Below are 13,669 nucleotides of genomic sequence, written 5' to 3'. Positions count from 1 at the left end.
TACTTATGAAAAAAATTGTATTCATTGCAGCCTTTGCCTTAGGAACTTATTTGGTTTCTGCACAGGCTCCGGAAAAAATGAGCTATCAGGCTATTATCAGAAACAATACCGGACAGCTTTTGGCTAATCAAAACGTCGCTGTGAGAGTTAGCGTCCTGCAAGGTTCAGCAGCAGGAACATCTGTTTATTCCGAAAGAATCACTGGAACGACTAATGTCAATGGTCTGGTAAGTTTGGAAATCGGATCAGGTACGGTACTCAGCGGAACATTCAACACCATCAACTGGGGCGGAAACTCCTATTATCTTAAAACCGAAACAGATCCAGCTGGTGGAACTAATTATACTATCGCAGGAACGAGTCAATTGTTAAGTGTTCCATATGCTTTGTATGCAAAATCTTCCGGAAGTGGAGGAAGCGGAAGTTTGACACTGCCTTTCATAGCAGCACAAAACAATGCATCAACTCTATTTTCGATAAACAATGATGGAGACGGCACTTCACTCGAAGGAACTAATAACACAACTACTTCTAATATTGCAGCTGTAAGAGGTATTGTAACCAATACTACTCCAGGTGGATTTTCAACCGCTGTAAAAGGGATTAACAGTGGCACTGGCGGATTAGGAATTGGCGTTTGGGGATCTCAGGCAGGTACCGGTTGGGGCGTTTATGGATCTACACCAAACGGCTTGGGTGTTTATGGTAACTCATCAGCCAATGGAACAGGGGTATATGCTAATAGTAATACCGGAACAGGACTTACAGCAACAAGCAGCGCAGGCATTCCTGCCAATATTTCAATATTCAGTAATTCCAACAACAACAATGTTTTGAATGCCAACACCGTCGGAAATGGTAATGTTATTAATGTAAATACAACAGGAAATGGTATTGGCGTCAAAAGCAGCACAGGAAATGGCTTTGCTATCCACGGTATCACAAGCCAGCTAACCTCTGCGGGGATTGTTGGAGATAACAATGGAGCAGGTGAAGCCATAGTCGGTAGAACAACGAGTGACATTGCCGGAGCTGTTGTTGGACGTAACGATGGCGGCGGTTATGGCGTACGTGGATTTATTGCCACAAATACTTCAGGAACAGGAGTGGGTGTTTACGGTCAAGTAGGTCTCGGTGGTAGTGAAGGTCGCGCTGGAAGATTTGAAAATCTAAATACAAATAATGAAAGAAACACATTTGAAGTAGAAACCAATAGCAATGGTAATATTCCCGATAATACAGAAGGAAATGCAGCGTCTTTCTTAGTTAATAATACAAATAGCGTTGCTGCCGCTGTACGAGGAGAAGTAAAAACGATTTTCGGAAACTTCGGAGCAGCAGGTGTATTCGGTGTATCTTCTGGAACCGGAGGTTTTGCAGGTCTTTTTCACGCTTCCAATACAAATGGAAATGGTCCAGCAGTAGTCGCTATTAATGATGGAAACGGCAATGCCATTACCGCCAATGCAGGAAAAAACGGAAACGGTATAGAAACCAACGTTGATGGTAGTGGAAATGCCTTGTATGCTTGGGTTCCTACTTTTTCCGAAGGTCGCGCAGGGAGATTTAATAACTTTAACGAAGATAACGAGAGCGATGTAATCACTGTTACTACTGTTGGAAACGGAACAGCCGGAAACTTTAAAGTCGATAGAACTACAGGGACATCTCCAGCAGTAAAAGGAGAAGTTAACTCTCAATTTGCCAACTTCGGAACTGCTGGTATCTATGGACTCTCTTCTGGAACTGGTGGATATGCCGGATTATTTTATGCAAGCAATACATCAGGAAATGGACCTGCACTATTAGCACTTACAGAAGGTAATGGAAATGGAATTACTGCAAACGCAGGAGGAAGTGGCGATGGTATAGAAGCAAGTGCAGATGGCGCAGGAAATGCAATATCAGGATTCACGCCTAACTTCGGAACTGGTAAAGCCGGAAGATTTGCTAATTTTAATAACTCTAATGGACAGCCTACCGTACATATTACAACAACAGGAACCGGATCAACACTTTTGGTAAATCATATTGGAGCCTCCGGAAATCTTGCTACATTCCAAAGCGGTAGTGCCAATGTAGCCCGGATCAATAAAGCAGGAAGAGGTTTCTTCAATGGAGGAACTCAAAATAGTGGCGCTGATATTGCCGAAGCATTTGATGTAGAAGGTCATATTTCACAATATGAAACCGGAGACATCCTGGTAATTTCGGCCGATTCTGACAGAACTGTAGAAAAATCCTCAACACCTTATTCTAACCTAGTTGCGGGTGTTTATGCTACAAAACCTGGTGTACTTTTGACGGAAGAAAATATCGACACAGATATTTCTGACAAAGTTCCAATGGGCGTCATTGGTGTCATCCCAACAAAAGTTTGTCTGGAAGGAGGCGCAATCAAAAGAGGAGATTTGTTAGTAACCTCATCCATAGCTGGTGTGGCAATGAAAGCCAATATCGATAAAGTAAAAGTAGGACAAGTTCTTGGAAAAGCTTTGCAGTCTTATGATGGTAAAGACATCGGTAAAATCAATGTTCTAATCAGTATCAAATAATTTAAAATTTAAACAAAATGAAAAATTTATATATCACAATTCTAATGATTGCAGGAACATCTTTTGCAATGGCGCAGGAAAGCAAAACCGCTGAAGAAAAACAAGAAATCCCGAAAGAGGTAATAGAAGCCAATGCCAAAGCTTACAAAGACAAAGCTGCAGAAAAGAAAGTTGAGAGAACTGGTCTGGCCTCGGAAGAAGGTCTTCAAAAATCAAAAACTCAGAATAAAAACTCTTCTGCTCCATCTGGAAAAACGATTCCTGGGGCTTCTGACATTTACGAAATTAAAGCAAGTATTCCCGGAAGAACGGTCAGTAATAAAAAGCAAGTAAGTACAAAAAAACAAGTACAAGGCTTGCCGAGCACAGCCACATTGGCCGAGATCAAAAAGACAATCCCTAAAAACTAGCTTTCTTAACAATAAAAAAAGACTTATCAAATATTTGATAAGTCTTTTTTTATTTAATTTAAAATTCAGCAGAATATAGAAATCAAAATAATATTTTTGCATTCTGATTATTCGGATGAAATTTCTCAATTATTATATCAACACTTTCAAAGGACTGTCCAGAGAAGCCTGGATGTTGTCCATTGTGATGCTTATCAACCGTTCCGGTTCGATGGTTTTACCGTTTTTGGGTGTTTATATGACAGATCATCTGAAGTTTTCTCTGGAGAATGCGGGAATCGTTTTGAGCTTCTATGGCATCGGCTCAGTAGTTGGTTCCTGGCTTGGTGGTTACCTGACGGATAAGTTCGGAGAATACTATATCCAGACTTGGAGCTTGTTTCTCAGTGCGCCTATTTTTCTCATTATTCCTTTTTTTCCGAGTGTTGAGATGATGGCGGTTCTGATATTTCTTCAGAGTACCATTAGCGATACTTTTCGACCTGCCAACTCTGTGGCGATTACTAAATATGCAAGGCCCGAAAACCTGACGAAAGCCTTCTCACTCAACAGAATGGCCATCAATCTTGGGTTTTCCATCGGTCCTGCTTTGGGCGGAATCTTGTCCGGGATTTCTTATAACTTCCTGTTTGTTGTCAACTTTATTGGTGCTGTAATTGCCGGAATTATCTACGTCATCTTTTTTCGAAAGCGGAATAAAATCTTCCGTGAGAGAAAAAAATCTGAGACAGCACAGGTGATTAAAAAGGCAGGAAAATCACCTTACAAAGATTATCCGTTTTTGCTTTACAGCTTTTTGTGTACCGTATTCGCAATTTGTTTTTTCCAATTCTTCAATACGATTCCTTTGTTTTATAAAGATGTGGCGAAGCTTAGTCAGAGTACGATTGGTTTTATCCTGGGTTACAGCGGATTTATTATCGTGTTGCTGGAAATGCCTTTAGTAAGTATTGCCGAGCGGACAATGAAGATTTCGCAGATTCTATTTGCCGGTGTTTTTTTAGCCGGGTTGTCTTATCTGATGCTGATTTTCGGGAGCAACATACCCTGGCTGATTATCGCAATGACAGTTTTGTGTGTTGCAGAGATCTGGGCGCTTCCGTTTATGTCAACCGTTACAGCACTACGTTCCGAAAACGGAAACAAAGGCGCCTATATGGGTGTGAACGGGATTGCTTTTTCTTTTTCGTTTATCATTACACCGTTTTTGGGGACTTATGTAGTGAGTCGATTCGGGTTTGATAGTTTGTGGATTGGGTCTTTTTCTGTTCTAGCAATATCAGCCGTTCTTCTTTATATCGTTGTCAAAAAGATGTTGCCTGCAAAATAACTTTTGTCTCGATAAAAAAACTATTTTTGTTCAACTCAAATTTGAACAATGAATCCGGGAACAGTTTTACTATTATTCGTTTTTGCCTATTTTATCGGCCTTTTGGTCATATCTTATTTTACGAGTCGGAACTCCGACAACCAGTCTTTTTTCATCGGAAACAAGAAAAGTAAGTGGTGGCTGGTGGCGTTTGGGATGATTGGAACGTCGCTTTCCGGCGTGACGTTTATTTCGGTTCCGGGAACGGTCGGGAAATTTTTGGGTGGTGAAAATCCATACGGCGGCTTCGAATATTATATGATGGTAATTGGGTTTTTCATCGGCTACTTCATCGTTGCTGGTGTTTTGCTACCACTCTATTACCGGATGAATCTGACTTCGATTTATACTTATCTGGGGAAACGTTTCAATGTGGAAGCACATAAAATCGGCAGTTTATTTTTTATCATTTCGAGAGCAATTGGAGCGACAGCACGATTGTATCTGGTTGTGAATATTCTTCAGATTTTCCTTTTGGAGGCGCTTGGTGTGCCGTTTTGGGTAACGGCTTTTGTCCTACTTCTGATGATTTTGCTTTACACGTTTGAAGGCGGTGTGAAGACGATTGTGATTACGGATACGTTGCAAACATCGTTTATGATTATCAGTTTGATTGCCTGCATTGTTTATATTTTATTGAATCTCAATCTGTCTTTTGGGGAAGCATTCACGATTCTTGAGCAGAAGCAATACACGCATTTTATCAATACGGATGTGAATTCTAAAACATTTTTCCTGAAAACGATTCTGGGCGGGATGTTCATTACGATTGCAATGACGGGTCTTGACCAGGAAATGATGCAGAAAAACATCTCGGTGGACAATCTGAAAAACTCGAAAAAGAATATGTTGACGTTTGCCGGAACTTTGCTTTTTGTGAATCTGGCATTTTTATTCCTTGGCGGTTTGCTTTATCTTTTTGCGATGCAGCACGGTGCTGATTACGGACAAATATCGACGATGGTGGATGGAAAAGAAGTGGTTACGAATACTTTCGGATTCAAGGATTCTGCCGGTCAAATCAAAAACATAATGGGTGACGATTTGTTTCCTGCTCTATCGCTTCAGGGACATTTTCCAATGGCGCTTTCTGTGATTTTCATCATCGGTTTGATTTCGGCTCTGTTTCCTTCTGCTGATGGTGCTTTGACTGCGGTGACGAGTTCTTATTGCGTCGATTTACTGAATCTCAACGAAGACCAGCAAAAAACCGAGAAACAAAAGAAGCATCTGAGAATGAAAGTTCATTTGACTTTCACAGTGATTTTCTTTGCATTGATAATGGTTTTCAAAGCTTTGAATGACAAATCGATTGTTTATCTGATAATGGAAATCGCGGGTTATACTTATGGACCATTGTTGGGATTATTTGCTTTCGGAATTTTGACGAAATATCAAATCACGAAGAAATATTCGATTTTGGCGGTGACTATTTTGGCGCCTGTGGTGACTTATCTGATTAATTACTTGGTGACGAATAACACGGATTACAGAATTGGTGTGGAACTGATTATCCTGAATGGATTTTTGACGTTTGTTGGATTGTGGTTGGTTAGGTCGAAAGCTAATATTGTTGCAACAACATAATTTCCAAAAATGTATAAAAATGTTATTAATTTTGTTTTAATAATTATAGCATCAACTATAATTTATATTTTAAAATCATCTCAATTTCCGGGAGGCGTTGCTGGAATGGCTCCCTTTCTAATTATTCTGACAAATATATTTGGATTTATCATAAGTGTTTTGGTTGTTTATATTTTCAGAAAAAAGCTTGAGTATAAATACGATTGGAATATTTTAATTTTTGTTGGAATTTGTTTTTCTATTTTAATATTCTATTTTAAAGCAAACCCTTTCAGTAATGGACTACAAGCTCCTCATATAGAATTAACTTTTTGGAATTATATTGCAATTTTAATTTCTGCTTTAAGTGTACTAATTATTCAAAAAGTTATTAAATAATGAAACCACACACCACCAACTACACCAACACCTTGATAGAAATCGCAGAAGACTCTCCGGTTTCTGCATCGGTGATTCCGGTTGTGAAAAATGATAAAAAGACGATTGCTAATTATCAATACGAAAAACTGTCCAAACATCCTCTGAAATATACTTCAGACGAATTGCTGTTCGAAATTTTTGCGGAACGAAATGATATTTCGTCTTCAGAATTGGAAAAGGAGAAACAGAATTATTTTTCAAAAGGACAAGCTTGTCTGCGGACTTCGCCTTTAGCTAAGAAAAATGGATTTGGGATTTTTCATAATCAGGATTCAAAAATAAAATTGATTCCAGCTGAGTCGGAGGAATACCAGGAATTATTGAAAGATGATGCTGTTGCGAAAGTGAAAGCGATGAAGTCTAAAAGGTAATTCGTTGAAGGGCTTCGAGAGCCTCAATCTGACAATGTATAAAGTCTTCGACTCTGCCCAGACTAACATTAATTACTTTAGTTCTAGAATGTCACGGTGAGGCTGACGAAACGCTTAAGATTTATAAAGATCCTTAACTATTCACCCAAGTTTTCGAGTTAGATTTTATTAATGAATCCTTATTGATATATCAATCTACAGGGCACTATTCTTGCTACAAAAAGCTTTATTATTGCTCTATGAAAAAGTTTTTTGCTCTATTATTCTTTATTATTTCAGTTCTTTTGTTAAGTCAGGAAAAACGTCCGGTTCTGGACATTATGCTGACAAATTATCAATATCCTTACGATGTTCATTTTCTGAATTTCAAAAGTCAAAACCAGGATTTGAAGATGGCGTATATGGACATCAAACCGGGAAAACCCAATGGGAAAACAATTGTCCTGCTTCACGGAAAAAACTTCAATGGTGCCTATTGGAAAACAACGATTCAGGCTTTGACAAAAGAAGGATTTCGGGTGGTTGCTCCTGACCAAATTGGATTTGGCAAATCGTCCAAACCGACGGAGTATCAATTCACTTTTCAGCAATTGGCTCAAAATACGAAAGCTGTTTTATATGAATTGAAACTCGATAAAATCTATCTTCTTGGACATTCGATGGGTGGCATGCTGGGAACAAGATTTGCATTGATGTATCCCGAAATGGTGGAGAAATTAATCCTTGAAAACCCAATTGGTTTGGAAGATTGGAAACTCGTTGCGCCTTACACTTCTATCGATAAAAATTATGAAACCGAACTGAAAGCCGATTACGAATCCGCCAAAAAATATCAAAGTAATTTCTACTACGACAACCAATGGAAACCCGAATATGACGAATGGGTTTACCTTTTGACAGGCTGGACCAAATCACCGGATTATCCAAAAGTCGCTCTTGTGAACGCCAAAACTTCGGATATGATCTTCACGCAACCTGTGGTTTATGAATTTCAAAACCTGAATGTTCCCACGCTTCTAATCATCGGAACAAGAGACCGAACAGCGATTGGAAAAGCCAATGTGAAAGATAAAAAATTAGCCGAATCGATGGGACGTTACGACTTATTAGGCAAAGCCACTCAGCAAAAAATAAAAGGTTCGAAATTGGTAGAAATAGAGAATGTGGGACATCTTCCACACATCGAGGTTTTTGACCGATTCATCCAACCTTTAAAAGAATTTTTAAAATAATGAGCGACATTTCTTTAAACTCCGGGTCTCAACTTTCCAAATTTCAGGTTCTCGGAATGGCGGTCGTTGCGGGAATTTGCGTTTCCAATATCTATTTCGCACAGCCGATTCTGCATCAGATTGCAGAGACATTCAAAGTTTCCGAAAGTAAAATGGGCATTATGGTAGGTTTGGGACAAGTCGGTTATGGCGCAGGATTATTGACTCTGGTTCCGCTAGGCGATAAAGTTAATCGTAAAAAACTGATACTCATTTTGCTGGCTATATTATTCTGTATTCTTGCAGGAATCGGAATTGTTTCCAATTATTACTTCATCTTTTTATTCAGTTTATTGCTTGGTTTGACTGCCGTTGCAGCGCAGGTTATTTTACCAATGGCCGCCGAATTATCTGGCAATGAAAAAGGAAAAAATGTCGGGATTATTTTTACCGGAATTCTTGTCGGGATATTAATGGCGAGAGTTTTCAGCGGTTACATTGCCGAATGGAGCAATTGGAAAATGGTGTATTATATTTCGGCTGGATTCACGATTTTGTCTCTAGGATTTGTCTATTTCAAATTACCGAGTGTCAAACCAACCTTCAGTGATTCTTATCTTAAATTAATTTCATCATCATTTTATCAGTTAAAACGATTTCCACAGCTGAGATTATATGCAATAATGGGAGGAATTGCATTTTCTATTTTTTGTTCATTCTGGACGACTTTGACATTTCTTTTAGTCGAAAAACCTTACCAATACAGCTCTGACACTATCGGACTTTTCGGAATGCTGGGAATTGCAGGCGCACTAGTTGCACCAATGATTGGAAAAGCGTCTGATAAAGGAGGTTCCGGCAAAACACAGCTGATTGCAAGTATCATTCTGTTAGTAGGTTCGGTGATTATCTTTCTGTTTCCAAGTTATTTAATATCAATTATTTTAGCTGTGATTTTTATCGATGTTGGTGTCCAATCCATTCAGGTGACAAACGTTGCATTGATTTACAGATTAGACCAAAAAGCGAACAGCCGAATCAATACGATTTATATGACCTCTTATTTTGCCGGCGGTGCTATCGGAACCTTTATCGGTTTGAAGTGCTGGGAATTGGGTGGTTGGCATTATGTAGGTTTACAGCTTGTTGTTTTCAGTATTTTTGTATTTTTGATGAACTTATTTAAAACTATTAAATCCAATACAAACCAATAATAGAATCATTCTTTATGAAAATTTCAATTACACTATTAAGTCTTTTCTTCGGAATCCAATTAGCGTTTGCTCAAAAACTAAAAACTATTTCTTACAAGGACGGTGAACAAAAACTTTTGGGAATGGTAACGTCTAATGCAGGAAAAAAACTTCCCGGAGTTTTGATTTTACCAGCCTGGAAAGGTATCGATAATGAAGCCAAAAATGCAGCACTTGAATTACAAAAACAAGGCTACATTGCTTTCATAGCAGATATTTATGGAGAAGGCAATCTTCCGGCTGGTAACGAAAATGCCGCCAGACTTGCAAATACTTATAAGAAAGATTTTAATCTGTATCAAAAGAGAATTTCTTTGGCTTTGGAAGAATTAAAAAAATCAGGTGCTAATGTTGATAAGATTGCTGTGATCGGCTACTGTTTTGGCGGAACAGGCGCTTTGGAAGCAGCAAGAGGAAATCTACCTGTTGTTGGAGTTGTGTCTATCCACGGTGGTTTAGCAAAAGATTCTGAAAGGCCAAATAATCCAATCACTACCAAGGTTTTGGTAGAGCATCCTGCCAATGACAGAACTGTGCCTCAAGTGCATTATGACGCTTTTGTAAAAGAATTAAATGACGGCAAAGCGGATTGGCAAATCATCACTTATGCTAATACAACCCATACTTTTACTAATCCGGAAGCGCCGGACTATAACGAAGTCATGGCAAAGCGAGCGTGGAATCATACATTAATGTTCTTGAAAGAAATTTTGAAATAGGGAGTTAAACTTTAGATACTAAAAAGTTAGAAAGACAGCCTTTGAGCTGTCTTTTTTTATTTTTTGATCAATAATGAAACAATGTCCTGAATTACTTTTTGCGAAACAAAATGCATAAAATCCAGTCGTTCCAAATGTGGCAGAAATAACTTAGAAGTTACTTCTTCATTTCCAATTCTAATCGTATAAAAAACCGTTCCCACATCTTTTCCATCTTCGCCTTTTGATGGACCTGCAACGCCAGTTGTAGAAACTGCAATATTGGTTTTGAATAAATCCTGACAGCCGATTGCCATTTCAGAAGCAACTTGTTCACTTACGACCGTGAATTCTTCAACCGTTTTGGGATTGACATTCAAAATGTCGATTTTCTTTTGGGTGGCATAAGTCACAACACTTCCCAGAAAGTAATTGGAACTTCCGGAAACCGACGTTATCAAATGAGCCAATTCTCCGCCTGTGCAACTTTCCGCAACGGAAATTGTCAGTTGTTTATCCGTTAATAATTCGCCAAGAATTTTCTCGATTTTATCTTCCTGTGTAGCAATGATATTTTCTCCGATTAAAGGAAACAGCTTTGTGATTTCGTTTTCCAGCTCTGCATTCAGCAATTCCTGAGAAGTTCCGGAAGCTGTCAATCTCAATTTCACTCTTGTTCCAACTGGCAGGTAAGATAAGCTGATGTGTTTTGGTAAAGCCAATTCCCATTCTTCAATGGTTTCTGACAAGATACTTTCCGGAATATCCACCACAGAAACAATTCTGGTTACGATATGTTCAAGCGATAATTTTTCTTTCAGGAAAGGAATAATCTGGTCTTTAACCAAAGGTTTTACCTCGTACGGAACACCCGGCAAACTGAAGCAATAAGTTCCATTTTTCTCCAAAACCATACAAGGCGCCGTTCCGAAATAGTTGAGGAAGATCTTTGCCTTGGACAAAACCATCGCTTGGTCCTTGTTATGTTCCAGAATCCAGAGTCGGTTTCTTTTTTCGAGGTAAGCTCGTAGATGTTCATAGATTTCGTCAGAGAAAATCATTTCATCTTCAAAGAATTCTGCATAAGCCTTTTTAGTAATGTCATCTTTCGTTGGTCCCAATCCACCGGTTGTGAAAACCAAATCAGCCATTTCAAAAGCTATTCCTAAAGTGGAAATAATCGCCTGTTCCTCGTCCGGAATTGTAAAAATAGAAAGCACTTTTATTCCAATTTCTTTGAGTTGTGTCGCAATAAAATTAGAGTTGGTATCAACGGTATTTCCCGAAAGAATCTCGTCGCCGATAGTAATCAGAACTGCTGTTTTCATATAGACAAATCTCGGAAATAATTCAATTACTTAAGTCAAAATAAAAAGTTTTTGTTAAACCACAAAAGCTTTTGTCAACCTTCACTTCTTTTGTTTCTTTTGTGGTTAAGAATTAATTATCTTTGATTAAAATTGGGAATGAAATCATCTTTCTGGAAAAACTACAGCAACATAATACTGCTTCTCATCGGGATTTTCATTGGAAGTCTTGTCGGGATTTTCGCACCTGATTTTGTAACTTATCTGAAACCGATTGGCGATATTTTCCTGAATCTGTTGTTTGTAACAGTAATTCCATTGGTATTTTTTGCAATTGTTTCTGCTATTTCCGGCATCGAACAGCAAAATCAACTGGGCAAAATTATCGGAACAATGGCTTTGACTTTCTTAAGTTTTATATTGATTTCGGCAACGTTTTGCATTATAATGGTTTACTTTTTCCCAACCGAAACGCCGAAAAACATCAGCGAAACCATATCAGAAAATCTTCAGAATAATGCCAATATCAATGACCAGATTGTAGGATTTTTCACGGTCAGCGAGTTCTATCATTTGTTCTCGAGACAGAATATGTTAGCATTGCTGGTATTTTCATTTTTAGTCGGAATATCCATCAGAAAGTCGGGAGAAAAAGGGAAAGTATTTCAAAACTTCATCCTTTCTGGCAACGAAGTGATGAAACAGCTTTTGTTATTAATAATGAAAGTCGCTCCAATTGGATTAGGCGCTTATTTCGCTTACCAGGTCGGAACGATTGGACCTCAGCTTTTCGGATTTTATGCCAAACCTTTGGGATTATATTATGTTGCAGGAACTATTTATTTCATTGTATTTTTCAGTCTTTATGCTTTTATTTGGAAATCAGGAAATGGCGTAAAAGCGTTTTGGAAAGAAAGTCTTTTACCCACTGCAACTGCTATCAGTACGTGCAGCAGTCTGGCGACAATGCCTGTTGCGATTGAGGCTGCCAAAAGAATGGGCGTTCCTGCTTCCATCGCCAACGTTGTAATTCCCATTGGAACTACGATTCATAAAAACGGTTCGTCGATTTCTTCGATTATCAAGATTTATGTTGCTTTCCAATTACTTGGCTGGAACTTTTTCGAACCAATGAATCTCATAATGGCTCTCGGAATCACAGTTTTCGTAAGCGCCGTCGCGGGCGGAATCCCGAATGGCGGTTATATCGGAGAAATGCTGATGATCTCGGTTTACAAAATTCCGCCTGATGTGGTTCCTGCAGTCATCATCATCGGAACTTTGGTTGACCCTTTGGCAACGGTTCTCAATTCCGTTGGGAATATTTTGGCATCGATGATCGTTTCTAAATTTGTGAAAACCAAAGCTGTTTAAAAAGTAATAAAGTACACCGCTCTAATCTAAGTTAGCTTGTGATATTCGGTCTTGAAATGACCTTTAGAGTAAATCCTGCGGCTCTATCACAAAAAACCTGCGCAGCCGTCGTTTGATGGCTGCGCAGTCTCGGGTCTGTCTCTGCGCAGCGACGGGGTCTTGGCTGCGCAGTCATTTTTAAAATTATTTCTTCTTGCTAAAAGTAGCTGTGGTCAATGAGTCCGTGATGCGCTTCCCAGGTCGATAATTCACTTTTGCACCTTTGATATAGCTTACACTAAAATCTTTTTCACTATCCGCACCACTACTGCTAAGACTTGGGTAGAAACTTCCCAGTTTGTCCAGACGAATAATTTTACCATTAACCAGCTCTTTGTGGATCACATTCTCCAAAGCAATGATTACGCCGCGGATGTCCGCTTCACTCAATGCAGAGAACTTTTCGATTTCAGCCACCAGATCATCAACGGTCATCTCACCATCATATTGTACCTGTGCATACCATTTCTTTTTACCACCGCCAGTTACGCCTGGCTCACCGCGTTCTACTACTGTGTACTTGATTGACATTTGTATTTTTTTTAAATTATTACAGTAAACCTAAAAAATAAATCAATACAAAAATCAATTATAGATAAAAATCTACACACCAGGATGTTGAAATCTAATTAAAGCAAATATCTTATTCACTTCTCTTAATAGGTTCCAGATTTTCCAGCTCTTCAGGCGTGAACAATCGATAATGAACTTTGAAGGTTTTGCCTAATGGCGTTTCCAGAGAAAAACCACCAGGTCCCCAGCCATCCAAAACATCCAGAGTAAAATGAGAATATTGCCAATATTCGAAAAGGTCGCGATCTATCCAGAACTCGTGGTCGTTAATGGTTCCAATCATTGCGTCATTCATTCTCGGAAAATAGCCTCCTTTCTCAAAACATTGTGGCTGTGTCCCTTCGCAACAGCCACCGGCCTGATAGAACATTAGTTCACCGTGTTTTTTTTCCAGCTCCCAGATGACTTCCAAAGCTTTTTCGGTTACGGAAAGTCTTGAGATTTTATCTTTGGTTTCCATATTTTTCTCTTTAAAGTTTAGCTTATGAAATCCTTCGACTCC

General features: G+C 38.9%; 13 protein-coding genes. 10 read left to right on the top strand and 3 right to left on the bottom strand.

The window, feature by feature from the left end; translation table 11 throughout:
• The first annotated feature begins 5 nt into the window (after window positions 1–5).
• From BXY58_RS08165 to BXY58_RS08125, 9 genes are all read left to right on the top strand, one after another.
• Window positions 6–2,555: a beta strand repeat-containing protein gene (locus BXY58_RS08165; RefSeq protein WP_120213375.1), complete on the top strand. Its 2,550-nt coding sequence runs from the start codon at window positions 6–8 to the stop codon at window positions 2,553–2,555.
• Window positions 2,556–2,572: 17 nt separating this feature from the next.
• Window positions 2,573–2,965 carry a hypothetical protein gene (locus BXY58_RS08160; protein WP_120213374.1) on the top strand — a complete coding sequence of 131 codons (393 nt, stop codon included), beginning with the start codon at window positions 2,573–2,575 and terminating at the stop codon, window positions 2,963–2,965.
• Window positions 2,966–3,080: 115 nt separating this feature from the next.
• Window positions 3,081–4,295: an MDR family MFS transporter gene (locus tag BXY58_RS08155; protein WP_229728410.1), complete on the top strand. Its 1,215-nt coding sequence runs from the start codon at window positions 3,081–3,083 to the stop codon at window positions 4,293–4,295.
• Window positions 4,296–4,343: 48 nt separating this feature from the next.
• Window positions 4,344–5,921, top strand: coding sequence for a sodium:solute symporter (locus BXY58_RS08150; RefSeq protein WP_120213373.1), 1,578 nt, complete (start codon window positions 4,344–4,346; stop codon window positions 5,919–5,921).
• Window positions 5,922–5,930: 9 nt separating this feature from the next.
• Window positions 5,931–6,299, top strand: a complete 369-nt coding sequence (locus BXY58_RS08145) for a hypothetical protein (protein ID WP_120213372.1) — start codon at window positions 5,931–5,933, stop codon at window positions 6,297–6,299.
• Window positions 6,299–6,712 carry a DUF6157 family protein gene (locus BXY58_RS08140; protein WP_120213371.1) on the top strand — a complete coding sequence of 138 codons (414 nt, stop codon included), beginning with the start codon at window positions 6,299–6,301 and terminating at the stop codon, window positions 6,710–6,712. The genes BXY58_RS08145 and BXY58_RS08140 overlap by 1 nt, the downstream gene beginning before the upstream one ends.
• A 239-nt stretch (window positions 6,713–6,951) precedes the next feature.
• Window positions 6,952–7,944: an alpha/beta fold hydrolase gene (locus BXY58_RS08135; protein ID WP_120213370.1), complete on the top strand. Its 993-nt coding sequence runs from the start codon at window positions 6,952–6,954 to the stop codon at window positions 7,942–7,944.
• Window positions 7,944–9,137 carry an MFS transporter gene (locus BXY58_RS08130; RefSeq protein WP_120213369.1) on the top strand — a complete coding sequence of 398 codons (1,194 nt, stop codon included), beginning with the start codon at window positions 7,944–7,946 and terminating at the stop codon, window positions 9,135–9,137. The genes BXY58_RS08135 and BXY58_RS08130 overlap by 1 nt, the downstream gene beginning before the upstream one ends.
• Window positions 9,138–9,151: 14 nt before the next feature.
• Window positions 9,152–9,895, top strand: coding sequence for a dienelactone hydrolase family protein (locus BXY58_RS08125; RefSeq protein ID WP_120213368.1), 744 nt, complete (start codon window positions 9,152–9,154; stop codon window positions 9,893–9,895).
• A 56-nt stretch (window positions 9,896–9,951) separates the two neighbouring features.
• Here BXY58_RS08125 and BXY58_RS08120 read toward each other — a convergent pair whose 3' ends face one another.
• Entirely contained in the window at window positions 9,952–11,202 is a 1,251-nt protein-coding gene (locus BXY58_RS08120; protein ID WP_120213367.1) for a CinA family nicotinamide mononucleotide deamidase-related protein, read from the bottom strand.
• A 138-nt stretch (window positions 11,203–11,340) separates the two neighbouring features.
• Here BXY58_RS08120 and BXY58_RS08115 point away from each other — a divergent pair, with 138 nt between their 5' ends.
• Complete coding sequence (locus BXY58_RS08115) at window positions 11,341–12,555, top strand: dicarboxylate/amino acid:cation symporter (RefSeq protein WP_120213366.1); 1,215 nt, start codon at window positions 11,341–11,343, stop codon at window positions 12,553–12,555.
• Between the two features lie 183 nt (window positions 12,556–12,738).
• On the opposite strand, the gene BXY58_RS08110 is transcribed toward BXY58_RS08115, so the two are convergent.
• Together BXY58_RS08110 and BXY58_RS08105 are read right to left on the bottom strand one after the other, a co-directional pair.
• Window positions 12,739–13,125 (bottom strand): HU family DNA-binding protein, encoded by a 387-nt coding sequence (locus BXY58_RS08110; protein ID WP_120213365.1) that lies wholly within the window; start codon window positions 13,123–13,125, stop codon window positions 12,739–12,741.
• A gap of 112 nt (window positions 13,126–13,237) precedes the next feature.
• Window positions 13,238–13,627 (bottom strand): DUF779 domain-containing protein, encoded by a 390-nt coding sequence (locus tag BXY58_RS08105; RefSeq protein WP_120213364.1) that lies wholly within the window; start codon window positions 13,625–13,627, stop codon window positions 13,238–13,240.
• Window positions 13,628–13,669 lie beyond the last annotated feature (42 nt).

Origin of the sequence: Epilithonimonas arachidiradicis (assembly GCF_003610695.1) — a bacterium.
Classification (GTDB): Bacteria; Bacteroidota; Bacteroidia; order Flavobacteriales; family Weeksellaceae; genus Epilithonimonas; species Epilithonimonas arachidiradicis.
This window is presented reverse-complemented; position numbering and strand designations above follow the sequence as displayed.